Below are 26,882 nucleotides of genomic sequence, written 5' to 3' on the forward strand. Positions count from 1 at the left end.
GCGCGGGCCACGCGATGGACCTCGGCGCCGGCGGCCTCAGCCGCGTCCATCGCCTGGGGGCTCAGCCGGGTGGCGAGGACTGCGCGGTCGGGATGGCGCTCGTGCAGGGTGGTCAGGATCGCGACCACCTGCTCCGGGGTCTTGCCGGCGCCGTACACGACCTCGGGATCACCGGTGCGGGCCGCGCGGTCCAAGTCGATCCGGGCGAAGCCCAGGTCGGCGGTGCGGTTGTCGTCCACCCGCCGAACCTATCGTCCAGCGGCAGCAGGATGCGCGAAACGCCTGCCGGTGCCGGTGCCCCGCCCATACGATCAGGGGCCCCCAACCGATAGGTCCCCTTGTGCCCGCCCACGCGTCGCAGCGTCTGACCGCTCTGTTCGTCGCCCTGGCCGTGTCGACCGGCGGGCTGTCGTCAGCCCCAGCCAGCGGCTTCGAGCCTGCCGCCGCCGCCGGCGCTGCCGCGGAGTCCTCGGGGACGGTTGATGGGTGCCGGGTCCCGCTGCTCGACCGGGCCGCCCGCGGCTCCGAGGTCAAGGCGGCATCGACAGACGCTCTGGTGGCCTTTGCCCAGGTCAACGACCTGACTGTGCGTGAGCTCTCCGCCGAGGTGTCGAGGGATCGCACCCTGTGGCTGGACACCTGCGGGCGCGCCTTCCACATCGAACGGACTGCCCCGTCGGCCACCACGGACGGGAGCACCGACCATCTGGCGGTCTCCGGGCAGTCGGTGACGGCTGCGCAATCCGGCGCGGCGACCGACCCGGGGCCGCTGTCCGCGGCGTTCGCGTTGGAGTCGAAGCCCGGAGCGACGAAGACGATCTACCTCGACTTCGACGGGGAGACCGTCACCGGCACCGGCTGGAACGAGACCTACGAGCAACCGGTGCTCGCTGTTGCGCCGTACTCCCTCTCCGCACCGGTCGACACCAACTTCTCGGACGCCGAGCTGACCCAGATCCAGCGGGCGTGGCAGACGGTCGCCGAGGACTTCGCCCCCTTCGACGTCAACGTCAGCACGAAGACGCCGGTGCCAGGTGCGATCGAGCGGAGCGGGCCCGCCGATCTCATCTACGGGACACGTGTGCTCGTGAGCGGCGGAGGCCCGATCTACGACGACTGCCGGTGCGGTGGCGTCGCCTATGTGGACACGTTCAGCAGTACGAGCGACCACGGCTACTACCAACCGGCGTGGGTGTTCACCAACGGGAGCACCACCGACGGCAAGCGCGTGGGCGAGACCGCCTCGCACGAGGCCGGCCACAATCTCGGCCTGGGGCACGACGGGGTCAACGCCTCCACCTACTACTCCGGATCGCCCCCGTGGGCACCCATCATGGGCACCGGCAACGGCCAACCGGTCACCCACTGGTCGGCCGGGGAGTATCCCGGCGCCACGAACACCGAGGACGACCTGAGCATCATCGCCGGCCACCTCCCGCTCCGGGTCGACGACCACCAGGGCACCCAGGTCGGGGCGACCGTGCTGAGCCGGGACGTGTCCCTCGAGGGAGTCATCACCACCCGGGCGGACCGCGACGCGTTCACGTTCGTCGGTGCCGGCATGACGACGATCGAGGCCACCCCCGGTCCCGGTTTCCCAGACCTCGACATCGGGCTACGGATCCTGGATGGATCCGGGGCGAGCATCGCCTACGTCGACCCCGCCGTGGTCCGCACCAGCTCGTCCGTGGCAGGTGGGCTCGGCGCCATCTGGAGCGCCGTTCTGCCGGAGACCGCGGCGGTCTACACGGCCGTGGTCGACGGAGTCGGCAGCGGCAACCCGACGACTGCGGGCAACTACAGTGACTATGCGTCGTTGGGGAACTACCGCGTCGCGCTCGGCAACGACGCGTCGATCGCCGAGGACCTGGCCGCCACGTCCACCGCACCCGTGTCGGGCACCGTCGGGATGGTCTACTCGGCGACACCCGCAGCTGCCGCCGGGGGGACCCAGCCCTACTCGTGGGCTGCGATGTCCGCTCTGCCCCCGGGGCTGGCACTGAACCCCGCCTCCGCCGCCCTCTCCGGCACGCCCACGACTGCTGGTTCGACCCCCGTCACCCTGACGGTCACTGACGTGACCGGGGACGTCGCCACGACCTCCTTCGTCGTGGAGGTCGCTCCCGCGCAGGTGCCCGTCGCGCCGACCACGACCCCGACGACCCGACCGGCCGTCGCCGCGGATCCGGTCAACATCGCTGTCAGGACCCGCACGGGCTTCTCGGCACAGCTGGTCGCCCGGGGCGGTACCGGGGGCTTCACCTGGACGGCCACCGGCGTCCCCGCGGGCGTCATGCTGTCGTCGACCGGCTTGGTCTCCGGCTCCGTCGCGCTCCCCGGGACCTACGTCGTGCCCGTCACCGTCGCCAGCGGTCAGTCGAGCACGACCACGACCGTCACGCTCACGGTGACCCGTCACCGCCCCCTCTCCTTCACCTCCGCGAAGCGTCTCCCGGCCGGGCGGGTGGGTGACCGCTACGTCGCGAGCGTGGTGACTCAGGGAGCGGAGGGCCTGGTGACCTGGAAGAAGTCGGGCGCACTACCGCCCGGCCTCACGGTCGTACGCCGCAAGGCCGGACGCCTGGCCATCGCAGGTCGACCGACCGAGGCAGGCACCTACGCCGTGCGGCTCGTGGCTGTGGATGCCAGCGGTGCGCGCACTGCGCGACGCTTCACCGTCAGGATCACCCGCTGGCCGTGATGGAGGCCCCGCGTGTGGCAGGGTTGCGGCCATGACGGACCGGGAGGCCACGAACGAAGAGCTCCCGCTGAGGATCTCGGAAGGGTTCGAGACCTGGTTGCACGAGGCGAACGCGTCGCTGGTCTTCGCCCTGCCGCCGGCGAAGCTGATGTTCGTCGGTCTCGACGACGCCGGCGGTATCGCGGTCTTCGAGCGAACCTTCGACAAGGCCATGGGCATCGCGCACGATCCGGTCCGCGACGCGATCCACGTCGGCACGCGACGGGAGATCTGGCGGCTGCAGAACGTGCTGTCTCCGGGCGAACGGACCGAGACCGGCCATGACCGTCTCTACGTGCCGATGGAGCGGTCAACCACCGGCTACGTCAACGTCCACGACCTCGGGGTGGAGAGGGACGGTCGGGTGTTGATGGTCAACACCCGCTTCGGTTGTCTCGCGCGCGTCAGCCCCACGCACTCCTTCCAGCCGGTGTGGTGGCCGCCGTTCCTGCCCGGCCCCGCACCGAACGACCGCTGCCACCTCAACGGGCTGGCGATGCGCGGCGGCCGGGCTGACGCGGTCACCACCGTCTCCACCTCGGCCGAGGTGGACGGGTGGCGCGCTGATCGACGCGACGGCGGCACGATCATCGACGTCGCGTCGGGCGAGATCATCGCTCGACGGTTGTCCATGCCCCACTCCCCGCGGTGGCACGACGACAAGCTGTGGGTGGCCAACGCCGGCACCGGCGAGCTCGGGCACATTGACCTCGAGCGTGGCCGGTTCGAGCCCGTCGCCGCCCTGCCCGGCTTCGCCCGAGGGCTTTGCTTCGTCGGCAACTATGCCGTCGTGGGGACCTCCAAGCCCCGGCACGGCGACATCTATTCCGGCCTGGCCCTCGAGGACCGGCTGGCATCGCGCGGATGGCCTCCGCGCCTGGGCATCTTCGTCGTGGACCTCAACTCCGGCGAGGTCGTCGAGTGGCTGCAGGTGGACGGTGTCGCCCGAGAGCTCTTCGAGGTCATGGCTCTCCCGGGAGTACGCCGACCGGCTGCCCTGGGTCTGAGGTCCGACGAGATTGCCACCCAGTTCAGGTTCAGCGAGGTGCCGTCATGAAGGGGAAGCCCCAGAAGGCTGGGAAGGCCAGCAAGACTGCGACGACTGGGAGAGCCAGGCCTCAGTGGACTGCCCCGGCTCCGCCACGAGCCGTCGGATCCGGTCTGGTCTCGGTGCTCTCCATCAACGCCTCGCCCTCGGCGGACTTCGTCAGCTGGCTGGCGGCGGCGGGCACGAGCCTCATGGTCAGCACGGGGGACAAGCTGTTGACGCTTGGCGTGGACGGGTCCCGGCTCGTGGTCGACGAGTTGAAGATGGATGTGGTGATGGGTGTCGCCGCTGGGCCGGGCAGATCGCTGTACGCCGCCAGCCGGTGGCAGCTGCACGACCTGCGAGATGCGCTGGACGGAGCCGCGGGGCCCGCCGGCGAGGACCAGCTGCTGATCAACCAGCGCTCCCACACGACCGGGTTCATCGGCGTGCGCGACATCGCCGTGGACGGCCGTGGCCGCGTGCTGTTCACGACCGCCCTGTGCAATGGGGTCGCCACCCTGGGCGACCGGCTGAACTTCGACCTGGTCTATCGCCCGCCCTTCGTCTCCCAGGACGTGGCGGAGGAGCGCTGCCACGTGACCGGGCTCGCGCTGGACGAGGAGGGCGAGCTCGCCTACGTGACGTGTGCGGCAGAGACGGACGAGCCTGCCGGCTGGCTGGGGGTCGTCGCCGAAGGTGGAGTCGTCGTCGACGTTCGATCCGGGTCGGTCCTCGCGCGCGGGCTGTCGTTGCCGAGCTCGCCCCGGCTGCACGACAGCCAGCTCTACGTCGCCAACGCTGGGACGGGTGAGCTGCTCCGCCTGGACCGTGGCACGGGGGCGACCACGCGCGTGGTTGCACTCCCGGGCCTGGCGAGGGGACTCGCCTTCGTCGCTGGCCGAGCAATCGTCGGGTGCAGCATGCCGCCGGACGAGGGCCCCTACGCAGGACTGCCGATCGCCCGGATACCACCGCACAAGCCGCGCCACGGTCTGGCAGTCGTGGACCTCGCCTCTGGAACGGTCGAGCACACTCTCACCCTGGAGGCGGGTTCAGGGGACGTGCACTCGGTCGCGATCGTGGACGACGCCCGTCGCGTGGGGATCCGCTGGCACAACCTCGACACCGACGGTTATTTTGTGCTTGAAAACCATACAGATTGATCAAGTCGGTGCCAGTATGCAAAAACGGCGAGTCGCACCGGGCGGTCATTTTCGGGCGCCGTTTGACGAGAGGCATTCTATCCCATGCGAGTCAACCAACTGCAGCGGCGTCGCCGCACGCTGCTGAGCGTAGCCACGATCTGTGCCATTTCCCTGCCTGCTGCGGCCCTGGTGGCCGCGTCTCCCTCCTCCGCTGAGGAGGACAAGTTCGCCCAGGGCAAGAAGGTCTCCCAGGGAGCCGTTGCCGGCGACGGCCCCGTCGTCGCCCAGGGCTCAGGAGACGCCGAGCTGACTGACGGCGTCGGAGCGACCTGGTTCCTCAACACCAACATCGACTACTCCACCACCAGCAGCATGAGCGCCGCCGCAAGCGAGGCCAGCTTCCTGAATCCCGTCGTCGCCTCGACGGAGATGGGTGGCACGACCGTCACCTCGCTCAGCGATGCCTTCGACGGCTACAACTCGCTCTCCACGTTCGTCGGCACGCCGGTTGACCCGGAGGCGCTCGTGCCCTACAACGAGCTCGGTGCTGATCCCACGACAAGCTGTGGCGGTCGCCAGCTCGACTACCCGGTGCAGACCAACGGACCCGTCACCGTGACACGCTCCGTCTTCGTCCCGGCTGACGCGGGCTACGCCCGCTGGAAGAACACCGTCACCAACACATCTGGCGCTGCCGCGACGGTCACCCTGGCCGTCGCGAACAACCTCGGCTCCGACAGCGGCACCGTGGTCTTTGATAGCTCGAGCGGAGACACGGCCTCCAGCGTGACCGACACGTGGGTCGGCACCTTCGAGGACTACTCCGGCGACGGCACATCACGTGACCCCCGGATCGGACACGTGCTCCAGGGCAAGGGAGCCCCGGCCACCATGATCGACAACGTGTTCGTGAACGGCGACGACGGCCCGTTCTGGACCCACCAGATCACGGTAGGCGCGGGGGAGACGAAATCGATCCTGAACTACGCCGTGCTGCGTGGCTCGAAGGCTGACGCCGCGGCCGCTGCGGCGAACATCGCCGACCAGACACCGACCGCGTGCATGACCCACACCGAGGCGAACACGGTCGCGAACTTCGTCGTCGGGGACGCTCCCACGCTCACCCTGCCCGCCAACCTGCAAAGGGAAGCCACTGGCCCCAACGGTGCGGCCGTGACGTTCAGCGCCTCGGCCGTCGACGGGAACAACCAGCCAGTTCCGGTGACGTGCACGCCTGCCTCCGGCTCGGTGTTCCCGGTCGGCGTCACGACCGTCACCTGCAGCGCGACGGACCCGCAGGGCAGGAAGTCAACCGGGACCTTCACCGTGACGGTCACTCCGCTGCCCGCCTTGTGTGAAGGCGAGCGAGCCACGATCCAGGCCCAGCCCGGCGTGATCACGACGGGCACCCCAGGCAAGGACGTGATCGTCGGCACCTCGGCCGCGGACACCATCAACTCCCTTGGTGGCAACGACGTCATCTGTGGAGTCGGCGGCAACGATGTGATCAACGCCGGCGACGGCGACGACATGGTGGACGGTGGCGACGGCGACGACAACGTGCGCGGTGGTCGTGACTCCGACGAGGTGTTCGGCGACGCCGGTGACGACGTCATCCGTGGCGGCCACGGAAGCGACGAGGTGACCGCGGGCGATGGCGACGACACCGTCAGTGGCGGTCGCGACGCTGACAAGGTGACCGGCGACGCCGGCAACGACAGCATCAGGGGCGGTGACGGCAACGACCGCGTCCGTGGCAACAGCGGCAAGGACCGCGTGGTCGGCAACACCGGCGACGACAACGTGTCCGGCGGTGGCGGAAAGGACCAGCTGAACGGCAACCGTGGTGACGACAAGGTCACCAGCGGCGGCGGGGCCGACCAGGCGCGGGGCGGCCCGGGCATGGACACCGTCGATGGTGTGAAGGGCTGACGCCCTTGCCGATGTGAACGCGACGGCGTCCACGATCTGGCCCATGGCCTCATGGTGGGCGCCGTTGTCCGTCCGGCCGCTGGGCGGTCATGGCATCAGAGCAGGCGTGTGGGGTAGTCCCTCCACATGACGAACGACGACGCGCGCGGCCGATGATCCGGGTCGGCATCTCGGGGTGGCGCTATGCCGGCTGGCGCGGGACGTTCTATCCCAACGGGCTGGTGCAGCGTCGTGAGCTCGAGTACGCCGCCGAGCGGATGACCTCCGTCGAGGTCAACGGCAGCTTCTACTCGCTGCAGCGACCCTCCAGCTGGCGGAGCTGGTCCGCCGCCGTGCCGGCCGACTTCGTCTTCGCCGTCAAGGGGCCGCGGTTCATCACCCACATGAAGAAGCTCAGCGATCCTCAGGTTGCACTGGCCAACTTCTTCGCCACGGGTCTGTTGTCCCTGGGTGACCAGCTCGGCCCGTTGCTGTGGCAGCTTCCTCCGCAGCTGGCCTTCAACCCGCTGCGCCTCGCCGCGTTCTTCGACGTCCTCCCGCGGACCACGACGCAGGCTGCGGCCCTGGCCGTTGAGCTGCACGAGCCGGACCGCCTCGTCGAGGGCGCCGACACCAGCACGCCCTCCGAACGCGAGCTGCGGCACGTGCTCGAGGTGCGCCACGAGTCGTTCCGGACCCCGGAGTTCTGCGAGCTGCTCCGAGCACACGGGATCGGCATGGTCGTCGCCGACTCGGCCGGCACCTGGCCGATGTTCGACGAGGTCACCGCCGACCTCGTCTACGTCCGGCTGCACGGCGACGAGGAGCTCTACGCCAGCGGCTACAGCGACGAGGCATTGGCGCGTTGGGCGGACAAGGTGCGCGCGTGGGACGCGGCCGGCCTGGATGTCTACGTCTACTTCGACAACGACATGCGGACCCACGCCCCCTTCGACGCGATGACCCTCAAGGACATGCTTGGCGCCTGAGGGCCGACGCGCTTCCTAGCGGCTGCGGAACTCGTCCGCGGGATAGACCCCGAGGACCTTGACCTCGGTGGTGAAGAAGGCCAGCTCCTCGAGCGCGTTCTTCACGCTCGGGTCGTCCGGGTGGCCGTCGACCTCGGCCAGGAACTGGGTCGCGGTGAAGTGGCCCTCGACCATGTAGCTCTCGAGCTTGGTCATGTTCACCCCGTTGGTGGCGAAGCCGCCGAGCGCCTTGTAGAGCGCGGCCGGCAGGTTGCGCACGTTGAAGATGAAGGTCGTGACCACGTGGCCGGCGTCGCGCGGGGCCTGGTCGAAGTCGCGGGAGAGCACGATGAAGCGCGTGGTGTTGTGCTCCTCGTCCTCCACGTCTCGGCGCAGGATCTCCAGGCCGTAGATCTCGGCGGCCAGCGGGGGCGCGATCGCGGCCTGGGTCGGGTCCTTCGCCTCGGCGACCTCGCGGGCAGCGCCGGCGGTGTCCCCCGACACGACCGGGGTGAGGCCGAGCTCGCGGATCACGCCGCGGCACTGACCCAGGGCGTGGACGTGGCTGTGGACGGTGCGCAGCGACGAGGCCGTGGCTCCGGGGACGGCCATCAGCGCGAACTGGATGCGCAGGAACCTCTCCCCGACGATGTGCAGGTCGCTGGTGGGCAGGAAGTGGTGGATGTCGGCGACCCGGCCGGCGATCGAGTTGTCGATCGGGATCATCGCGAGATCCGCCTCGCCCGCCTCGACACTCGCGAAGGCGTCCTCGAACGATGCGCACGCGACGGCCTCCCAGTCGGGGTAGTGCTGCTGGCACACGAGGTGGGAGTTGGCTCCCGGCTCGCCCTGATAGGCGATCCTGGGGCGCGAGGAGGGCGGGGCTGGCGGGGCGGGGGTCACGGTCGCGATCTTTCCACGCGCGGTCGTGTCGCGAGGCCGTTGTCTCAGGTGCCGCCTAGTGTCGGCACCGTGCTGATCGTCGCTGTCCTCGCCCTGGTCGCCGCCTCGGCGGCCCTCGTCCTGGCCGTGGTCGCGCTGCGGCGTACGGCGACGGCGAAGCGACCTTCCGTCGACGCGCTGCCCGAGGACGTGCACGGACTCCGCCAGGAGGTCGCAGCCCTCAAGGTTGAGGCGGCCGACGCGCTCCGTCACCTCTCCATCGTGCGCTACGACGCCTTCGGCGACGTGGGCGGCCACCTGAGCTGGAGCATCGCGCTCCTCGACGACGCCGGGAACGGCGTCGTCCTCACCTCGATCCACGGCCGGAGCGAGGCAAGGACGTACGCCAAGTCGATCACCGCCTGGTCGTGCGAGCAGCAGCTCTCGCCCGAGGAGGACGAGGCGATCGCGCACGCACGGCCGTAGGTGTCACAGGGAGGTTCGGTTGTCTCCGATGAAGTAGGCGGCGTCGGCCACCTCGCTGGCGTCGACCGGGTCGGCCACCTCCTCGAGGGTGCCGTCGACCCGCATCCGCACCAAGGTCATCACGTTGCTTTCCATGGCCATCGCGACGATGGTGTCCGCCGACTCCCACGCCGGCCACCAGAGGGTGACCTGCTTCCGCCCTGCGGAGGCGAACTCGGTGACCATGATCCGCCGGACGTAGCCGTCGAGCGATCCCCGGTCGTGGACCCTGTCCCACGACAGGTACAACTTCGCCAGCGACGTCTGGACCAGGTCCTCGGCGCTGTGCCGGTCCCCGGTCAGCAGGTACGCCGTACGCAGCAACCCTGCTTGTCGGGCGTGCATGTATTCCGCGAACTCGTCGTCGCGTCTCTGCGCTCGATCGCCCATGCCCACCCCCGCTCTCACCAGTGTCTCCATCGTTGCCCTCCATCGGTTCGACACCAAGACGCGGATGGGGATTGGATGGTTGCAATTTGGCTGAGCGGCCGCAGGCACCTCAAGCATGCCTGCGTCGGGCATCCACCTCCGGTGCCTCAGGCGAAACCCTGCTCCAGCGCCGGACGGTGAGAGCGAGCCTGTGTGCGGTGACGATCACCGACGACGTGCCTGCCGACGTGACGCGACTGGCCGAGGAGACGCTGGTGGGCTACGCGGCCGACTTCGCCCCGCGCGCCTGGGCCGCCACGTCCTCGAGGTCGTGGTTCCCGACCTCGTCGACGCCGCGGAGGCACGACGGCTCGAGAAGCTCGAGGCCGAGGCGCGCAGCCAGACTCGACTCACCCTGCGTCGCCTGGGCGACGGAACCACTCGGCTCTTGGGACGGCTACCGGATGCGTCGGCGACCCGCCTGGCGACGTACCTCGGGGCCTTCGCCAACCCGCGCAAGGCCGAGCAGATTGACCCGGGCACGACGGGAGACCCCTTCACCCGGTTGCCCTACCCGCGCCGACTGGGCGAGGCGCTGTGCAAGTTCCTCGAGACCATCGACCCCACCCGGCTGCCGCTCCATGGTGGAGACGCCACCACCGTCGTCGTCACAGTGAGCCTGGAGGCTCTTCGCGCCGAGGTCGCCGCAGCCACCCTGGTGGGCGATGGACTCGTGCCGGGCGACGACCTCGCCGGCGACACGATCTCCGCCTCCGACGTCCGCCGGCTGGCCTGCAACGCCGAGATCCTCCCTGCCGTCCTCGGCGAGCAGTCCGAGGTCCTCGATCTGGGCCGCGCCCGCCGGATCTTCACCTCGCCCCAGCGCAAGGCGCTGCTGATCCGTGACCGCACCTGCCGCGCCGAGGGGTGCGACATCCCCGGGACGTGGTCCGAAGCTCATCACTGGGTCCCGTGGACATCAGGGGGCGAGACAGACCTCGTCAACGCCGTCCTGCTCTGCAGTCACCACCACCATCGCGCGCACGATGCGGCATACCAGGTCGACCGGTTGCCCAACGGGGACGTGAGGTTCAACCTCCGCCGGTGAGGAGTGGAGCGCGCTACCCTCCGCGATATTCGGCACCCGGAGTTTGATCCCACTTCCCCGTTCTCACCCCGGCGGCCGTGCTCATCGCCGGGACATACCGACCGCTTCGGCCCTGAGCACCTCAGGCCGCGGCTGAGCTCAGCGCGGGACGCGGACCAGCAGCCGACCGTGCACGCACTCCATCCGGAGCTCACGACCGGCGCCGACCGAGTCGCCGTCGAGTTGGCGTGGGGTGTCCGCCGAGGCGCGGATGGACACGCGGGCGCCGGTGAGCCGGTGGATGAGCTCGTCCGACTTCTGCCCCTTCGAGAGCACGCGGAGCGCGAGCGGGATCCACGACAGGAAGCGCTTCGGGTGAAGGATCACGACGTCGAGCAGCCCGTCGTCGATCGATGCGTCCGGCAGCAGGGGCATGCCGGCCTGGAGGAAACCGACGTTGCCCACCACCACGGTCCGGGCCCGGTGGGTCGTCATCTCCAGGTCGTCCACCTGGATCTCGAACTTCGCCGCCGGGAACCGCAAGGACCGGAGACCCGAGACGACGTATGCCATCCAGCCCACCTTGGCCTTGAGGTCGTCGTTGACGCCCTCCATCAGGGCCGCATCGAAGCCCATGCCGGCCATCACCATGAAGTGCGTGTCCTCGAGGCCGTCGCCGCTGACGTCGACGAGGTCGATCGCGCGGTCCTGACCGTTCAGGGCGACGTCGATGGCCGAGCGGATGTAGAGGGGGATGTCGAGGTTGCGCGCGAGCAGGTTGCCGGTACCGGCGGGCACGATACCGACCGGGATGCCGGTCCCGGCGAGCTCGGCGCACACTTCCCGGACCGTGCCGTCGCCGCCACAGACCAGCACCAGGTCGGCACCGTCGACGGACGCCTTGGCGGCCATCCCGGCGCCGGGGTCCTCGATGGTCGTGTAGTGCCAGCGGGGCTCGGACCAGCCGGACTCCTCCGCCATGGCGTTGACGAGGTCGCGGAACTGGCCGACGTCCTCCACCTTGATCGGGTTGAGCACCGCCGCCAGCCGTCGCTGGGAGGAGTAGACCTCAGGCAGGGGCTCGATGTTCGCCGCGTGCGAGCGTGGAAGCGGGTTGTAGATCGCCAGCCACGCGATGGCGCAGACCGCCCCGATCAACGTGCCGCCGACGGTGTCGGTGGGGTAGTGGCGGCCGAGCAGGATCCGGTCGAGGCTGACAGCCACCACCAGCAGGGTGATGGCGGTGTACGACGCCCGACGAAGGCTCTGCCGACGCAGCAACATCACCGACAGCACGATCAAGATGCCCGCCAGGGCCGCCATGCCCGATGCGTGACCGGACGGGAACGACTTGCTCGACAACGTGTCGGTCGGGTCCTGCCAGTCGGGGCGGTCGCGACTGAGCCAGATCTTCAGGCCGGTGGTGATGGCCGACACGGTGACCATCACCGCCACGGAGTAGATGGCCGCGCGCCGCTGCTTGTTGATCAGCAGTGCGCCGGCGACGACGACGGTGAGCACGGCCATGCCGATCGTGCCGAAGCCGTCCTCGATGATCCGGAGCACGACCCGCAGCGTGCTGTGGTCGTCGGCCCAGTCCTCGGCGTCACGTCCCCACGCATCGAGGTCGTCGAGCGGGTAGCGGTCGAGTTGGGTGACGGCATAGGCAAGGACACCGAACAGCGCGGCGAAGCCGGCTGCCCAGGCGAGGAACACGGAGCGGGGGCGGTCGAGCACCGGGTCAGTATGCCGGGTGCGGTCCCAGTCCCCGCCCCACTAACCTGAAGGGGTGATAGACGCCCGCCTGCTCCGTGACGACCCCGACCGCATCCGCGCCGCCCAGGTCAAGCGTGGGCTGGCGACCGACGTCGTCGACCGCGCCCTTGCCGCGGACGAGGCCCGCCGCAGTGCCATTGCGACGTACGAAGCGAAGCGGGCCGAGCAGAAGTCGCTCGGCAAGCAGGTCGCCCAGTCGCAGGGCGAGGAGAAGGCGGAGCTGCTGGGCCGTACCAAGGCGCTCTCGGCCGAGGTGAAGGAGCTCGAGGCCACCCAGGCCGCCGCGGAGGTGGAGTGGGACCTCGCCTTGAAGTCCATCCCCAACCCCGCGGCGGACGAGGCGCCGGCCGGCGGCGAGGACGACTTCGTCGTGCTCGAGCACGTCGGTACGCCCCGCGAGTTCGACTTCGAGCCCCGCGACCACATCGAGCTCGGCCGCCTGCTCGGGGCGATCGACCTCGAGCGCGGGGCCAAGGTCTCGGGCTCGCGCTTCTACTTCCTCACCGGCGTCGGAGCGCAGCTGGAGCTCGCGCTGGTCAACATGGCGATGGACCAGGCACGCAACGCCGGCTTCACGCAGGTCATCGCGCCGTCCATGGTCAAGCCGCGCGCGATGGAGGGCACGGGCTTCCTCGGTCAGGCGGCCGACGACGTCTACCGCATCGAGGGTGAGGACCTCTACCTCGTCGGCACCTCCGAGGTGCCGATGGCGGCCTACCACTCCGACGAGATCCTCGACGTCGAGCAGCTGCCGCTGCGGTACGCCGCCTTCAGCCCCTGCTTCCGCAAGGAGGCCGGCTCGCACGGCAAGGACACGAAGGGCATCATCCGGGTCCACTGGTTCGACAAGGTGGAGATGTTCGTCCTCACGACGCTCGAGGAGTCCTACGCCGAGCATCAGCGCCTGCTCGACTGGGAGAAGGAGTTCCTCGACAAGCTCGAGCTCGCCTACCGCGTCATCGACGTCGCCGCCGGCGACCTCGGGCTCAGCGCCCAGCGCAAGTTCGACTGCGAGGTGTGGATCCCGACCCAGGGCAAGTTCCGCGAGCTCACCTCGACCTCCAACTGCACCGACTTCCAGAGCCGTCGCCTCGACATCCGCCAGCGCGGTGCCGACGGCAACAGCCCCGTCGCCACCCTCAACGGCACGCTCACCGCGATCACCCGGACCATCGTGGCGATCCTCGAGACGCATCAGCAGGCTGACGGCTCCGTGCGTGTCCCCGAGGCGCTGCGCCCCTACCTCGGCGGCCTCGAGGCCCTGACCCCCGTCGCGCCTCGTTGACGTGACTGCTGACGTGGCTGGCTGGCAACCGCGCCTGGTGGCGCTCGACATCGACGGGACGCTGCTCGCGTGGGTCGACGGCGAAGGCCAGACCTACGAGGAGATCCGCCCCGCGGTGTACGCCGCCATCCACCGTGCGGCGACCGCCGGTGCGCGCGTGGTGCTCTCCAGCGGCCGCTCTCCCCACGGCATGACCCGCATCGCCGACATGCTCGACATGCACGACGGTGACGACGAGCGGCTGTGGATCGTGGCGTCCAACGGCGCCGTGGTGCTGCGCTACCCGCCTGTCGACGTTATCCACGAGGAGACCTTCGACGCGGCTCCGGCCGTCAAGGCCGTGCTCGAGCACCACCCCAGCGCCCTCGTGGCGGTGGAGGAGCGGGGCATCGGCTACCGCGTCAACCGGCACTTCCCCGACGGCGAGCTCACCGGCGAGATGATCATCACCGACGTCGACGACATCGTCGGCGAGCCGGTCAGCCGGGTCATCATCCGCGACCCGGAGGCGACGGCGGACGACTTCGTGGACCTCGCCGCCAAGCTCGGACTGCACTCCATCGGCTACGTCGTCGGCTGGACCGCCTGGCTGGACCTCACGCCGAAGGGGGTCCACAAGGCGTCGGGACTCCAGCGCGTCGCCGACGAGCTCGGCCTCGAGTCCGCTGACGTGCTGGCGATCGGCGACGGTCGCAACGACATCGAGATGCTCGAGTGGGCTGGCCGCGGCGTGGCGATGGGCCAGGCCATCGAGGAAGTACGAGCCGCAGCAGACGACGTGACGGGAACGGTCCACGAGGACGGTGTTGCCCAGGAGCTGTCCCGGTGGTTCCCGTGAACCTGCCCACGACGGTCACCACCGAGCGGCTCTCCCTCGACCTGATCTCCCTCGACGAGGCCGTCCGCATGAGGGCTGGTCAGCGCGACGACAGGTGGCACCCGGACTATCCGCGCCAGGACGATCGCGACGCGGCCTCCATGGTCCGCAGCGGCGGTGACACCTGGGGGCCGCGTCACGTCTCCCGGACCTTTGACGGCGTCGTCTTCGGTTCGATCGGGTTCTTCGGACCGCCACCCCCGGCTGCCGGCCCGGGCGGTGACGGAGTTCCCGAGGTCGAGATCGGCTACGGCCTGGTCGCAGACGGCCGAGGTCGTGGAGTGGCCACCGAGGCGGTTCGTGCGCTGCTGGCGCTGACCGACGCCTGCGGCGTACGCGTGCGGGCCTCGGTCTCGCCCGAGAACGCAGCGAGCCTCCGCGTGCTCGCCAAGTGCGGGTTCACCCAACTCCGCGGTGCCAACGAGGACGGCGACCTGGTGATGGTGCGGCCGCTCCGGATGGCCGTCTCCGATGACTGAGGGGTCTGCGACCCCACCCCGCCTGGTCGCCACCGACCTCGACGGCACCCTGCTGCACTCCGACGGCACGGTGACCGCCCGGACACGGGCCGTCCTCACCGCACTCGACGACCTCGGTGTCCCGGTGGTCTTCACCACGGGCCGGCCGATCCGCTGGATGGAGAAGCTGTGGGCCGACGTCGGTGGCCACGGGCTGGCGATCTGCAGCAACGGCGGCATCGTCTACGACGTCGCTGAGCGTGCCGTGCGGACGGTCCGGCCGGTCCCGCGGGCGGTGGGGCTGGAGGTGGCGGCCACGTTGCGCGCCGCCGTGCCGGGGACGACCTTCGCGCTCGAGCACGGTGAGGGCTGGGCGAGCGAGACGGCCTTCCCCCGGCATCGCGACGACCAGGAGCAGCGACCGCAGGGAGACCTCGACGCGATCTACCGCGACGACGTCGCCAAGCTGCTGGCGGTGCACGGCACCCTGGACGCGGAGGAGTTCTGGCGCCAGGCCGAGGACGCTGTCGGGCACCTCGTCACCACCACGTGGTCGTCGGTCGGTGCCCTCGTCGAGATGAGCGCCAACGGCGTGACCAAGGCGACGGCCCTGTCCAGCCTCGCGGCCGACCTCGGCATCGGGGCCGATGAGGTGATCGCCTTCGGTGACATGCCCAACGACCTGCCGTTGCTGGACTGGGCGGGGACCTCCTACGCGATGGCCAACGCGCACCCGACGGTCCTGGCACTGGCCGACCACGTGGCCCCGAGCAACGACGAGGACGGCGTGGCCGAGGTGCTGAGCCGGCTGTTCGGGCTCTCGCTAGGGTGACCACATGCTGATGACCGTTGCCCGGCTCGCGATCGCCGCGCTGCTCGCGATGTCGGGCGTCGTGCTGGCCACCGCCGCTCCCGCCTTCGCCTGCAAGTGCGACGCCGTCGACGTCAAGCAACAGAGCGCCCGGGTCGACGCCGTCTTCGTCGGCGAGGTCCAGGGAGTCACCGAGACCGAGCGGCAGTTCGAGTACGCCGTGCTCGCCACCCACACCTTCAAGGGCACCGTCGAACGGGACACCGCCGTGGTGACCAATCAGGACACGGCAGCCTGCGGCCTCGGTGAGCTCAAGAACGGGACCGCCTACGTCTTCCTTGTCACGGGTGCCGCGGCGCCGTACACCGCCACGTCGTGCGACGGATCGGGACCGGCCAACGACAAGCGGCTCGCCGAGGTCGAGGCGGTGCTGGGGGCGGGGACGGAGATCGCCGAGCCGCCACCGCCCGCGCCGACGCTGACCAAGGTGGAGGAGTCGGGACCCCCGTCGCTCGGCCGGCTCGCGGCCCCTGGCGGCGCGCTGGTGCTGGTCGGGTTCCTCGGGCTCCTCGTCGTAGGACGCCTGGCCCGCACGTGAGGTCGCTCGCCCGGCTCGTCGCTGGGCTCCTGCTCGTCCTCTCGACGGTCGCGGGTGCGCTCGTGCTCACGTCGGGGCCTGCGGCTGCGTGCTCGTGTGTCGAACCGACGATCGACTTCCTCGACGAGCACGACGTGGCGTTCTTCGGGGTCGTCGCGAAGCTCCGGGAGGCCGGAGGCACCCCCATCGCGACGTTCCGCACCGAGAGCGTGTTCAAGGGCGAGGTCACCAGGCGTGTCGACGTGGTCGGCGACGAGGCGAACTCCACGTGCGGTCTCGACCCCAACGAGGGAGACCGGCTCCTCGTCTTCGGTCAGCTGGTCGAGGGCGAAGTGAGGAGCAACACGTGCTCCGCCGTGCCAGCGAACGGGGAGGCTGGCCGCTCGATCCTGGCCGAGTTGGGTGAGGGCACCGAGCCGTCGCCCGGCTACATGAAGGCGGAGCGGGGAAGGCTGGGACTCACCTACGACCAGTTCGTCGCCGGGCGCGCCGTCCTGGGCGTTCTCGGCCTGACGTTCCTGGCGTACTTCGCCTACCGGTTCTGGCTGGCGCGGCGGCGTACGGCCTAGAGGTACATCCCGCCCGAGCCACCCTGCTCGGGCTGGCCCTGCTGCGGCATCGGTTGGCCGCCCTGCGCCTGGTCCGGTCCCTGGGTCGGGGACATGCCCGGCAGTGCCTTGCGCATCTGCTCGAGCTGGCCGCGGGCCTGCAGCTGTTGGGCGTAGATCGCGGTCTGGATGCCGTGGAAGAGACCCTCGAGCCACCCGACCAGCTGGGCCTGCGCGATCCGCAGCTCGCTCTCCGACGGGGTGCCCTCGTCGGTGAAGGGCAGCGAGAGCCGCTCCAGCTCCTCGACGAGCTCAGGCGCCAGACCGGCCTCGAGCTCCTTGATCGACGCTCGGTGGATCTCCTTGAGGCGGTTGCGGCTCGCCTCGTCGAGGGGCGCCGCCTTCACCTCTTCGAGCAGCTGGCGGATCATCGAACCGATCCGCATCACCTTGGCGGGCTGCTCGACGAGCTCGGTGATGTGGCGCTCGCCCTCACCGTCGTCGTCGGCGCCTCCCCTGGACAGGTTGGCCGGTAGGGCGCTGGCGGGGATGGTGCCGACGGGCTGTCCGTCGGGGCCCACCACCACGATCTGCTCCTCGCCGTTCTGGGACGCCTGGGCTGCCTCGGGCTGCTGCTCACTCATGCATCCACCCTAGGGCCCGGTCCCTCAGAGCGTCAGGACGATCTTCCCCACGTGCCCGCTGTCCTCCATCAGCCGGTGCGCGGTCGCGACCTCCTCAAGCGGCAGGCGGGTGTGGATCACCGGGACCACGGCCCCGTCGACGACCAGCGGCCAGACGTTCTCCACGACCTCTCCGCAGATGGCCGCCTTCTCCTCGACCGGACGCGAGCGGAGGGCAGTGGCGATCACTGCACCACGCTTGCGAAGCAGCGCAGCGATGTCGAGCTCGGCCTTCGTGCCGCCCTGCATGCCGATGATGACCAACCGTCCCGAGGTCGCGAGGGCGTCCACGTTGCGGGCGAGGTACTTCGCGCCCATGTTGTCGAGGATGACGTCGGCGCCACCCTCTGCGCTGAGCACCTCGACGAAGTCCCCGTCGCGGTAGTTGATGATGACGTCGGCCCCCAGGTCGGCGCACACGCTCAGCTTCTCGGCCGACCCGGCCGTGGTGAAGACCCGCGCCTGCAGGGCCGTTGCGAGCTGGATCGCCATGGTGCCGATCCCGCCTGCGCCGCCGTGGACCAGCAGCCGCTCACCCGGTCGCAGCCCGGCCACCATGAAGAGGTTGGACCAGACGGTGCACGCGACCTCCGGCAGCGCGGCGGCGTCGACCAGCGAGACGCCGGCCGGCACGGGCATGAGCTGGCCGACGGGGACGGCCACGCGTTCGGCGTACCCACCACCGGTCAGCAGGGCGCAGACCTCATCACCAACGGACCATCCGTCGGCCTCAGTATCGACACCGGGCCCCACCTCGACGATGGTGCCGCTGCACTCGAGTCCGATGATCTCCGAGCCTCCCGGTGGCACGGGGTAGAAGCCCTGGCGTTGAAGGGTGTCGGCCCGGTTGACCGCCGTCGCGACCACGTCGACCAGCACCTCGCCGGGGCCGACGGCGGGTTCGTCGACGTCGCCGACGGACAGGACGTCAGGGCCTCCGGCCCCGGAGGCGATCACTGCACGCATGGGCTATTCGTCCTCGTCGAAGCGTTCGCCGCTGTGGTCGACCCCGCCGTCGTCGGGCACGTCGTCATCGATGTCGTCGGGGTCGGGGGCGTCCGCCGGTCGGTCCCACCTGCTCGCAAGGGCCTGGGCCCTGGCTGCCAGCCGCTCCTGCGCCTCCGGGTCGGCGTTCGTCGAGCCGACCGCGATCCCGAGGAGGTAGGTGGTGATGGGGGCTGCGGTCTTCTGCACGTCATTGGCTGCGATGCGGGCCAGGTCGAGGACGAGGCCCTCGTCGACCTCGGTCTCGATGTCGAGGACGTCGCACAGCTCGTCGATCCAGTCGTGGAGGTTCACTGCTCCAATCTGTCGTCATCGGCCGTCCCCCGCAAGTGTCAGGCGTCGTGATCGCGCAGGTCCGCCCAGGTGTCGATGTCACGAGGCTCGTCGCCGATGCCCGGGAGCTCGGCCAGGTCGAGGTCAGCGAGGAGTGCCCGCAAGGCCATGTTGTGCTGCCGCTCGAGCCCGGGACGGACCCGTGCCAGGGAGGTCGCATCCAGCACCCCGCACAGCTGGCGGCGACCGGTCTCGTCGACCAGTAAGGCGCCGTCCCGGCCGGAGCAGGCAGCACGGAGTCGGCGAAAGGTGCCGGCCGAGACATGTGGCATGTCGACGGCCAGCACCCCGATGAGCCGGGACGGGCGCAGCAACGCATCGACGCCGGTGAGCAGACCGGCCACGGGACCCCCGAACGGCGGGTCCTCGCGGGTGAAGGTGACCGGGCGGGTGGTCGGCACCGTCGGTGGGCCGACCACGACCACCTCGTCGGCGTCGAGGAAGGCGTCCAGCCCGATCTCGAGCAGCGTCCGCCCCCCGAGCTCGAGGCTGCTCTTGTCGATGCCGTCCATCCGCGCTGCCGTGCCGCCCGTGAGCAGGACACCGCTGAAGCCGGCCGCGTCCAGATCGAAGTCCACCCATCGAGTCTCCCAGCGTTGGCACCCGACTGGCAGGCTGGGGGAGTGACCGACCAGCCCGACCACCAGCCCGACGACCGGCTGCGCCTCCGCCTCGTCCAGTGGGCCAGCGACCTCGACCCCGCGACCAACCGCGACCGGCTGGCTTCACTCTCGCTCGACGAGCAGACGGACCTGCTCGTGCTGCCCGAGGCCTTCGCCCGCGACTTCGGTCCGGTCGAGGAGTCCTTGGGCCCGTACGCCGAAGCGCTGAGCGGCCCCTTCGCGCTGGCCGTCGAGGCGGCAGCCGAACGGTTGGGCACCACGATCGTGGCCGGGATGTTCGAAACGAGCCCGGACCGCGACCGTCCTCTCAACACCCTGCTCGTCCGGGGCGCCACCAGCGCGGAGTACCGCAAGATCCACCTCTACGACAGCTTCGGCTATCGCGAGTCCGACCGCCTCACCGGCGGCGCCGTCACGCCCGCGGTGGTCGACCTCGCGGGCTTCCGGGTGGGCCTGATGACGTGCTACGACCTGCGCTTCCCCGAGCTCGCCCGTGCGTTGGTCGATGCCGGAGCGGAGGTGCTGGTCGTCCCGTCCGCCTGGGTGGCCGGTGAGCGCAAGGTCGACCACTGGCGCACGCTGGTGCGAGCGCGCGCGATCGAGAACACCGTCTTCGTCGTGGCGGTCGGCCAGCCCGCTCCTCGCTACTGCGGACACTCCGTCGTGGTCGACCCCCTCGGGGACGTCCTGGTCGAGGCGGGGCCCGACGAGGCGGTGCTCGACGCCACGCTGGAGCGTGCGGTGCTTACCGCGGCGCGGCGTACCAATCCCTCCCTCGCCAACCGTCGGCTGTAGCCTCGTCGCCGTGTCCACGCCGTCCGAGGGGTCGCCCAAGAGCCCCCCGAAGGGACGGCGGATCGCGGAGAAGCCGGCCAAGGAGCGGCGGCGCTTCAGGGGCAGGCAGGCGGCAAGGCAACCGAACGAGATCGCTGCCAGGCTCGCGGCGGAATGGTCGGCGAGGCACCCGGGCGAACCGACGCCGGCCACCGAGCCGGCATCGGAACGCGTCCCGGAACGGGCCACCGAGCTGACGCCAGCGCCGGCCGCAGGGTCTACTGCCGAGCCGGTGCCCGAGCCGACCGCCGAGCGGACCCCTGATCCCGGGCGACGGCGTCGCGCGATCGTTGCCGGGGCGCTCCTGCTCCTGGTGGCAGGTCTGGCCGCGCTCGGCTCGGCCATCGCGGGACTCGGGCCGAGCTGGATCGACGGAGCCGGCGCCATCGCGATCGTCACCGTCCTGAGCGGCGCTCTGGCACACCGGACGGGCGGGCGGCCGCTGATCGCGACGTGCCTCGCCCTGGCGATCGGTCTCGCTGCCGTGGTGATCGGCGGAGCGATCCTGCAGACCGGCGCCGCCGTCCTCACCGTGGTGGTCGGGGGCGTCTACGCCGTGATGGCGACGGTGCCGGCCATCAGCTTCCTGCGCGCCGCCCGCGAAGTGCTCTTCTCGACCCTGATCGCTGTCCTCGCCGCACTCGCGGCTGTCGGGTTCGAGCCCTCGGTCACCCAACCGCACTTCGACTACACCTCGATCCTCCTGTCCCTGGCGCTGGTGTTCGGGATCGTCTATCGCCTCGGCGCCGGCATCCACGGACTCGGCCGACGGGGGCTCATCGCGGTGCTGGTCGGCGTGGTCGTCCTCGTGCTGACCCTCGTCTATGCCGAGCTCCTTCGCCTGTACGGCGCCAGCTCGGTCGTCGGCTCGGTCCTCGACTTCACGAGGTGGACCACCGAGCTCATCGGCGCCTTCCCTCGACCACTGGTCGTCCTCCTGGGCATCCCGGCGCTCCTGTGGGGCTGCTTCCAGCGCGCCCGTCGTCGTCAGGGCTGGTGGGTGTGCGCGTTCGGCGTGACGGCGACGGTCCCCCTCGCCCAGGGCCTCCTCGATCCCGACGGGTCCTTCCTGGAAGCGGGGCTCCGGGCGGCGTACTCACTCCTGCTCGGCCTGCTGCTGGGCTATCTGCTCGTCCGGCTCGACCTCGCCCTGACGGCTCCGCGGGGTCGCCGGGGCCGCCGCGCCGAGGAGGCGGAGGCGCACCGGCCCGAGCCGTCGCGGTTCGCCGAGCTCTGATCAGGGCGCCCGCGTCGGACCCTGCGGAGGCCGGACTACGTCGCGGTGACCATTGGCGTCGCACCATGTCCCGCATCCGGTCGACCGAGACCCTCGCCGATGGTCGCAGGCGTCCTCAACCTCGACTGCGCGGTCGGGGACGCCATCGAGGCCGGCGACGTCGTTCAGGAGGGCGACCCACTGGTCACGCTCGACCTTTTCTGAGTCCACCGCATGCGTCACGAGCTTTCGGGCTGCTGCTCTACGGCGTGCGGCAGCGGGCGTCGGGCCAGCGCGGTGCCTGCGCGACAACAGGCGAACGTGGGGACTCACCCATGGCTGGACTGCCACGCCTCCCAAGCAGACGTGACCATGTCCTCGAGGCTGTGATGCGCCTTCCAGCTGAGGTCGTCCCGCACGCGCTGGACGTCGGCCACCAGCACCGCCGGATCTCCGGGTCGTCTCGGCACGATCTCGCCGGTCACATCGAGGCCGGTCACCCTCCCCACCGTGTCCAGCACCTCGCGCACGGAGGAGCCCTGCCCAGTGCCGATGTTGTAGACGTGGTGCCGGGGACGGCCGTCCCCGGGGCTGCGAAGCGACTGGAGTGCCGTCACATGGGCATCGGCGAGGTCTTGCACGTGAACATAGTCACGCACGCACGTCCCGTCGTTGGTGGCGTAGTCGGCACCGAAGACGCGTGGTTGCCTGCCCTGCGTGATTGCCTCAAGCACCAACGGCACGAGGTTGAGCACGGCGGGGTCCCCGAGGTCGCGTGAGCCCGCGCCGGCCACGTTGAAGTAGCGCAGGGCGACCCAGTCCAACCCCCATGCCTTCTCGGCGTTGGCGCACATCCACTCGCCGATGAGCTTTGTCTCCCCATAGGGCGACAACGGCGAGCACATGTCGTCCTCGCGGACCAGGCCTTCGGTGCTGCTGTTCCCGTAGGTCGCCGCCGACGAGGAGAACACGAAACGGGTGACATCGGCTTGTTCCATCGCGGTGAGCAGGTTGGCGAGCCCGCCGATGTTCTGCTGGTAGTAGTAGGCGGGGCGCTGAACCGACTCCCCGACCTGCTTGCGTGCGGCCAGGTGCACCACGGCATCGACCTCGTGCTCCTGCATGGTGCGCACAAGCTTGTCCGCGGCATCCGCGTGCGTCAGGTCCAGCTCCACGACGGGGGTTTCGCCGACGCGCGATGCGTCGCCGGTGGAGAGGTCGTCCACGACGACGCATCGCTCCACGCCCTGAGCCTGCCTCACGACATGGGCACCGATGTAGCCGGCTCCGCCGGTGATCAAGAGACTCATGTCGCCAGACTAGCCTCCGACGCCCGTCCGCAACGTGAGGTGACAAGGCCATGACGTCTCCTCGCGGCAAGGGCTCCGTCGGACCTCGTTGCAGGTCGGGGGACGCTACCGGATGCCGCTACCCGGCAAGATTGATGCGCCTGTGCTCTTGACGCGGAATATGTAAGTACGCTCAACTAACTAATGTGACCACGCACACACCAGTCGGCCGGCCGCTGCGGCCCACGGGCAAGTTCCTCCAGGAGGACTCCCGTCGTCACCACCGTTCCCTGCTGCTGCAGCAGCTGTTCCGGGAGGGTCCGGCCAGCCGCGCGGACCTCTCCCGCTCCAGCGGGCTGACGCGGGTCACCGTCTCCGACCTCGTCAAGGCGATGCTCGCCGAGGGGCTCGTCGCCGAGCTCGGGGCGCCAGCTGAGAGTCGGGTGGGCAAGCCGCCGACCCTGCTCGGGCTGTCCGTCGACTCGACCCACGTCATCGGCATCGACCTCTCGGCCACCGATCGGTTCACCGGGGCGGTCCTCAACCTCGCCGGAGAGGTGCAGGCCCGGCACGAGGTGTCCCTCGACGGTGCAACGGGCACGGCCGCCGTCGCCCTTGTCCACGCCCTCGCGACCGATCTCATCGGAATGACCGAGCGGCCGGTGCTCGGTGTCGGAGTAGGCAGTCCCGGTGTCGTCGACGCGACCGGCACCGTCATCGACGCCCCCAACCTCGCGTGGTCCGGCATGCCGTTGGCGGCCAGTCTCGCCGAAACCCTCGGTGTGCCCGTCTTCGTCGCCAACGATGCCAACACGGCGGTGCTCGGCGAGCACACCTTCGGCGAGTCCGGCGACGGCGGCCTCCTGGTGCTCCGCGTCGGCACCGGCGTCGGAGCCGGCTTGGTGCTAGGCGGGTCCCTGCTCCACGGCCACCTCGGCGCGGCCGGGGAGATCGGGCACGTCGTCGTCGACACCGAGGGCGAGCGCTGTGCGTGCTCGCGCGTCGGGTGCCTGGAGACCGTGCTCGCCGTACCCCGCCTCCGACGTCGTCTGGAGGAGGCCGGTGCGGACGCCGCGCAGGTGCTGACCCAGGCGGGCGAGCAGCTCGGGACTGCCCTGGCGCCCGTCGTCGGGATGCTCAACCTCCACGAGATCGTCCTCAGCGGCCCCACCGAGCTGCTCGACGGCCCCTTGCGCGACGCCGCCGACCGCACGATCCGGGCCCGCACCATGCCGGTGAGCTCCGAGGGCCTCCTGATCCGCACCTCCACCCTCGGCGAGGACGTCGTCATCGTCGGCGCTGCCGTGCTCGTCCTCGCCGGAGAGCTCGGCGTCTCATGACCCCCCACCCCCACACGCACGGTCGTCAGCAGGACGACCGGCACCCCAGGACCTGCCTCGAGGCCGTGCCTGGAACCGGAACTCCACTCGTGGAGAGGCAAGAGAGGAACACTGTGGTGCGCATCAAGAAGTCGCTGGCAGCAGCGGTGGCGGCCACCCTGGCCGTCGCCGGCCTGGCCGCGTGCGGTTCGGACAACGACGACAAGGACGGGGTCGGCGGCGGGGCAGAGAAGGCCGACATCCGGGTCTGGCTCAACGGCACCGACACCCCCGAGGAGGCCCGTGCCTGGCTCAAGGAGACCTTCGAGGAGGAGAACCCCGGCACGACGCCGACCCTCGAGCAGCAGGAGTGGGACGGCCTGGTGGAAAAGCTGACCCCCGCCCTCTCCAGCGAGTCCGAGACGCCGGACGTGGTCGAGATCGGCAACACCCAGGCGCCGACGTTCACGTCCGCCGGTGCGTTCGCACCGCTGACCGACGAGCTCGACGACCTCGGTGGCGACGACCTGCTCCCGGGGTTCGTCGACGGCGCGACCATCGACGGCGAGACCTACGCCGTGCCCTACTACGCCGGCTCGAAGTACATCTTCTACCGCAAGGACCTCTTCGAGAAGGCGGGCCTCGAGGTGCCCGCCAGCCTCGACGAGTTCGTCCAGGCGGCGGTGACGCTGAAGGAGGCCAACCCGAAGCCGGCGAACTTCTCCGGCTTCTGGTTCCCCGGCCAGGACTGGCGCAACGGCGCCGCCTTCGTCTGGGCGGCCGGCGGTGACCTGGCCGTCGAGGACGGCGGCGAGTGGACAGGCGCCCTCTCCTCGCCCGAGTCCGTGGCCGGTCTCCAGACTGCGCAGGATCTCTTCATGTCGGCGTCGGGTGCGCCCAAGGACGGCAACGAGGCCGACCCGTGGACCCCCTTCTGTGCTGGCGAGGTCGGCATGATGTCGACGCCCGGCTGGGTCAAGGGACTCATCGAGGACCCGGAGGCCGGCTGCCCTGACGGCCACGCCAAGGAGATCGGCGTCTTCGCCATGCCGGGGCCGGACGGCCAGCCCGCGCCGGTGCTGCTGGGTGGATCCGATCTCGCCGTCGCCGCCAAGTCCGCCAACCAGGAGCTGGCCCAGGAGGCGATCGCGCTGATGCTCAGCGAGGACTACCAGACCCTCATGGCCGAGGCCGGCCTCACGCCCGCCCGCACCTCGCTGGCGACGCTGCTCGGTGACGACGAATATGCCTCGGCCACGGTCGAGGCGGCCTCCAACGCCAAGCTCACGCCGGCGGCGCCGGGCTGGGCCAACGTGGAGGGTTCACGGGTCCTGGAGGACCTCTTCAGCGACATCGCCCAGGGCGGCGACGTCGAGGAGCTGGCGGCCGAGGCCGACGAAGAGCTGAACTCCCAGCTCAACGGCTGACCACGCTCATCAGCTCACCACTCCTCGTCCGGCGGGCGCCACGCCCGCCGGACGAGGACACTGAGCCCTGCCCGGACATGCCCACGACAACGCGCTGCGACCCGCGACCGCCGGAAGGAGGATCGATGCCCGCCATCACGACGGTGCCCCGTCGCCCCCACCGCATGTCGGGTCGCATCTCGCTGCCGCACGTCTTCCTGATCCCCGCGGTGCTCGCCCTCCTGCTGGCGCTGGGCTATCCGCTCGTACGACAGATCGTCCTGTCCTTCCAGGACTTCGGACTCGCCCAGCAGTTCGGCCGCCCCCCCGAGTGGGTCGGTCTCGACAACTACACCGAGCTCCTCGGCAACCCCTACCTGTGGCGGGTCACCCTGCGAACGGTGCTCTTCTGCCTGGTCAACGCGGCGATCACCATGCTGCTCGGCGTGGGGCTGGCGCTGACCATGCGCTACATGTCTCGCGGCGTTCGCCTGGCCGTGCAGACCGGGCTCCTGCTCGCGTGGGCGATGCCGGTGGTCGCCTCCCTGACGGTCTGGCAGTGGCTCTTCGACACGCAGTACGGCGTGGTCAATCACCTGTTGACGCGAGGCGGGCTCGACTTTGCCGGCCACTCCTGGCTCCTCGAGCCGCTGTCCTTCTTCTTCGTGGCGACGGTCATCGTGGTGTGGATGAGCGTGCCGTTCGTGGCCTTCACCGTCTACGCAGCGCTCATCCAGCTCCCCCTGGAGCTCCTCGAGGCCGCCGAGATGGACGGTGCCAGCCCCTGGGGACGCGTGCGACACGTCGTGCTGCCGTCGATCAAGCCCGTGCTGCTGGTCGTCGGGCTGCTGCAGGTGATCTGGGACCTGCGTGTCTTCACCCAGATCTTCCTGCTGCAGGAGGCGGGCGGCAGCGCGCGCGACACCAACCTGCTCGGCACCTACATCTACCGCCTCGGCATCGGCGGCGGCGACTTCGGCACGTCGGCGGCCGTGGCGGTCTTCATGCTCGCCCTCACGGTCGTGCTCACTGCGCCGTACATCCGGGCCATGCTCAGACAGGAGGGTGAGAGCTGATGGCTCGTACCGCGTCCCGCCCGACCACGATTATGGCCAACAGCATCGGCGTCCTCGCGATCCTGGCCTCCACATTCCCGGTCTACTG

General features: G+C 70.1%; 26 protein-coding genes and 1 pseudogene. 18 read left to right on the top strand and 9 right to left on the bottom strand.

Annotation, left to right across the window (positions count from 1 at the left end):
* Positions 1-239, bottom strand: a pseudogene (locus JWN68_RS03325) (1-(5-phosphoribosyl)-5-amino-4-imidazole-carboxylate carboxylase); the annotation flags it as partial.
* Positions 240-340: 101 nt separating this feature from the next.
* Here JWN68_RS03325 and JWN68_RS03330 point away from each other — a divergent pair.
* The 5 genes from JWN68_RS03330 (at position 341) to JWN68_RS03350 (ending at position 7,815) form a co-directional block, all read left to right on the top strand.
* A complete protein-coding gene (locus JWN68_RS03330; RefSeq protein ID WP_297734677.1) occupies positions 341-2,701 on the top strand; it encodes a putative Ig domain-containing protein in 2,361 nt (786 codons plus the stop codon).
* 31 nt (positions 2,702-2,732) lie between these two features.
* Complete coding sequence (locus tag JWN68_RS03335) at positions 2,733-3,797, top strand: TIGR03032 family protein (protein ID WP_297734679.1); 1,065 nt, start codon at positions 2,733-2,735, stop codon at positions 3,795-3,797.
* Positions 3,798-3,910: 113 nt separating this feature from the next.
* Positions 3,911-4,933, top strand: a complete 1,023-nt coding sequence (locus JWN68_RS03340) for a DUF4915 domain-containing protein (protein WP_297734681.1) — start codon at positions 3,911-3,913, stop codon at positions 4,931-4,933.
* 84 nt (positions 4,934-5,017) lie between these two features.
* On the top strand, positions 5,018-6,847 hold the full coding sequence (locus JWN68_RS03345; protein WP_297734683.1) for an HYR domain-containing protein: 1,830 nt from the start codon (positions 5,018-5,020) through the stop codon (positions 6,845-6,847).
* Between the two features lie 152 nt (positions 6,848-6,999).
* Complete coding sequence (locus JWN68_RS03350; RefSeq protein ID WP_297734686.1) at positions 7,000-7,815, top strand: DUF72 domain-containing protein; 816 nt, start codon at positions 7,000-7,002, stop codon at positions 7,813-7,815.
* A 15-nt stretch (positions 7,816-7,830) separates the two neighbouring features.
* Here the strand turns inward: JWN68_RS03350 and JWN68_RS03355 are convergent, their stop codons facing one another.
* Positions 7,831-8,697, bottom strand: coding sequence for a prephenate dehydratase (locus JWN68_RS03355; protein WP_297734688.1), 867 nt, complete (start codon positions 8,695-8,697; stop codon positions 7,831-7,833).
* Positions 8,698-8,766: 69 nt separating this feature from the next.
* Between JWN68_RS03355 and JWN68_RS03360 the strand changes: the two genes are divergently transcribed.
* Positions 8,767-9,162, top strand: a complete 396-nt coding sequence (locus JWN68_RS03360) for a DUF4446 family protein (RefSeq protein ID WP_297734690.1) — start codon at positions 8,767-8,769, stop codon at positions 9,160-9,162.
* Positions 9,163-9,165: 3 nt separating this feature from the next.
* Here the strand turns inward: JWN68_RS03360 and JWN68_RS03365 are convergent, their stop codons facing one another.
* A complete protein-coding gene (locus JWN68_RS03365) occupies positions 9,166-9,621 on the bottom strand; it encodes a sigma factor (protein ID WP_297734692.1) in 456 nt (151 codons plus the stop codon).
* A gap of 85 nt (positions 9,622-9,706) precedes the next feature.
* Here JWN68_RS03365 and JWN68_RS03370 point away from each other — a divergent pair, with 85 nt between their 5' ends.
* The gene (locus JWN68_RS03370) at positions 9,707-10,678 is read left to right on the top strand and encodes an HNH endonuclease signature motif containing protein (RefSeq protein WP_297734695.1); all 972 of its coding nucleotides are present in this window, start codon (positions 9,707-9,709) and stop codon (positions 10,676-10,678) included.
* Positions 10,679-10,816: 138 nt separating this feature from the next.
* Here JWN68_RS03370 and JWN68_RS03375 read toward each other — a convergent pair whose 3' ends face one another.
* Complete coding sequence (locus tag JWN68_RS03375) at positions 10,817-12,394, bottom strand: YegS/Rv2252/BmrU family lipid kinase (RefSeq protein ID WP_297734698.1); 1,578 nt, start codon at positions 12,392-12,394, stop codon at positions 10,817-10,819.
* A gap of 52 nt (positions 12,395-12,446) precedes the next feature.
* Between JWN68_RS03375 and serS the strand changes: the two genes are divergently transcribed.
* From serS to JWN68_RS03405, 6 genes are read left to right on the top strand one after another with little or no spacing between them, the layout of a single operon-like run.
* Positions 12,447-13,718, top strand: a complete 1,272-nt coding sequence (gene serS, locus JWN68_RS03380; protein ID WP_297734701.1) for a serine--tRNA ligase — start codon at positions 12,447-12,449, stop codon at positions 13,716-13,718.
* A 1-nt stretch (position 13,719) separates the two neighbouring features.
* Positions 13,720-14,556, top strand: coding sequence for an HAD family hydrolase (locus JWN68_RS03385; protein ID WP_297734704.1), 837 nt, complete (start codon positions 13,720-13,722; stop codon positions 14,554-14,556).
* Positions 14,544-15,074, top strand: coding sequence for a GNAT family N-acetyltransferase (locus JWN68_RS03390; RefSeq protein WP_297734706.1), 531 nt, complete (start codon positions 14,544-14,546; stop codon positions 15,072-15,074). Before JWN68_RS03385 ends, JWN68_RS03390 begins: the two co-directional genes overlap by 13 nt.
* Entirely contained in the window at positions 15,067-15,885 is an 819-nt protein-coding gene (locus JWN68_RS03395) for an HAD family hydrolase (protein WP_297734709.1), read from the top strand. The genes JWN68_RS03390 and JWN68_RS03395 overlap by 8 nt, the downstream gene beginning before the upstream one ends.
* 4 nt (positions 15,886-15,889) lie before the next feature.
* The gene (locus tag JWN68_RS03400; RefSeq protein WP_297734711.1) at positions 15,890-16,462 is read left to right on the top strand and encodes a hypothetical protein; all 573 of its coding nucleotides are present in this window, start codon (positions 15,890-15,892) and stop codon (positions 16,460-16,462) included.
* Positions 16,459-17,031 carry a hypothetical protein gene (locus JWN68_RS03405; RefSeq protein ID WP_297734714.1) on the top strand — a complete coding sequence of 191 codons (573 nt, stop codon included), beginning with the start codon at positions 16,459-16,461 and terminating at the stop codon, positions 17,029-17,031. Before JWN68_RS03400 ends, JWN68_RS03405 begins: the two co-directional genes overlap by 4 nt.
* On the opposite strand, the gene JWN68_RS03410 is transcribed toward JWN68_RS03405, so the two are convergent.
* From JWN68_RS03410 to JWN68_RS03425, 4 genes are read right to left on the bottom strand one after another with little or no spacing between them, the layout of a single operon-like run.
* Entirely contained in the window at positions 17,028-17,654 is a 627-nt protein-coding gene (locus tag JWN68_RS03410; RefSeq protein WP_297734716.1) for a bacterial proteasome activator family protein, read from the bottom strand. The two genes, JWN68_RS03405 and JWN68_RS03410, sit on opposite strands and share 4 nt — an antisense overlap.
* A 24-nt stretch (positions 17,655-17,678) precedes the next feature.
* The gene (locus JWN68_RS03415) at positions 17,679-18,659 is read right to left on the bottom strand and encodes an NAD(P)H-quinone oxidoreductase (RefSeq protein WP_297734719.1); all 981 of its coding nucleotides are present in this window, start codon (positions 18,657-18,659) and stop codon (positions 17,679-17,681) included.
* A 3-nt stretch (positions 18,660-18,662) separates the two neighbouring features.
* On the bottom strand, positions 18,663-18,992 hold the full coding sequence (locus JWN68_RS03420; RefSeq protein ID WP_297734721.1) for a DUF6457 domain-containing protein: 330 nt from the start codon (positions 18,990-18,992) through the stop codon (positions 18,663-18,665).
* 38 nt (positions 18,993-19,030) lie between these two features.
* A complete protein-coding gene (locus JWN68_RS03425; protein ID WP_297734724.1) occupies positions 19,031-19,609 on the bottom strand; it encodes an NTP transferase domain-containing protein in 579 nt (192 codons plus the stop codon).
* 45 nt (positions 19,610-19,654) lie between these two features.
* Between JWN68_RS03425 and JWN68_RS03430 the strand changes: the two genes are divergently transcribed.
* Both JWN68_RS03430 and JWN68_RS03435 read left to right on the top strand, forming a co-directional pair.
* A complete protein-coding gene (locus JWN68_RS03430; RefSeq protein ID WP_297734727.1) occupies positions 19,655-20,449 on the top strand; it encodes a carbon-nitrogen hydrolase family protein in 795 nt (264 codons plus the stop codon).
* Between the two features lie 10 nt (positions 20,450-20,459).
* Entirely contained in the window at positions 20,460-21,725 is a 1,266-nt protein-coding gene (locus tag JWN68_RS03435; RefSeq protein WP_297734730.1) for a hypothetical protein, read from the top strand.
* A gap of 308 nt (positions 21,726-22,033) precedes the next feature.
* On the opposite strand, the gene galE is transcribed toward JWN68_RS03435, so the two are convergent.
* Positions 22,034-23,014, bottom strand: coding sequence for a UDP-glucose 4-epimerase GalE (gene galE / locus JWN68_RS03440; RefSeq protein ID WP_297734733.1), 981 nt, complete (start codon positions 23,012-23,014; stop codon positions 22,034-22,036).
* 185 nt (positions 23,015-23,199) lie between these two features.
* On the opposite strand from galE, the gene JWN68_RS03445 reads away from it, so the two are divergent.
* The 3 genes from JWN68_RS03445 to JWN68_RS03455 all read left to right on the top strand — a co-directional run bounded on the left by JWN68_RS03445 (position 23,200) and on the right by JWN68_RS03455 (position 26,794).
* Positions 23,200-24,333 (top strand): ROK family transcriptional regulator, encoded by a 1,134-nt coding sequence (locus JWN68_RS03445; RefSeq protein ID WP_297734736.1) that lies wholly within the window; start codon positions 23,200-23,202, stop codon positions 24,331-24,333.
* A 116-nt stretch (positions 24,334-24,449) separates the two neighbouring features.
* The gene (locus JWN68_RS03450) at positions 24,450-25,739 is read left to right on the top strand and encodes an extracellular solute-binding protein (protein ID WP_297734739.1); all 1,290 of its coding nucleotides are present in this window, start codon (positions 24,450-24,452) and stop codon (positions 25,737-25,739) included.
* A gap of 125 nt (positions 25,740-25,864) precedes the next feature.
* Positions 25,865-26,794, top strand: a complete 930-nt coding sequence (locus tag JWN68_RS03455; RefSeq protein WP_297734741.1) for a sugar ABC transporter permease — start codon at positions 25,865-25,867, stop codon at positions 26,792-26,794.
* Positions 26,795-26,882 lie beyond the last annotated feature (88 nt).

This window comes from Nocardioides sp. (assembly GCF_025964975.1).
Lineage (GTDB): Bacteria > Actinomycetota > Actinomycetes > Propionibacteriales > Nocardioidaceae > Nocardioides.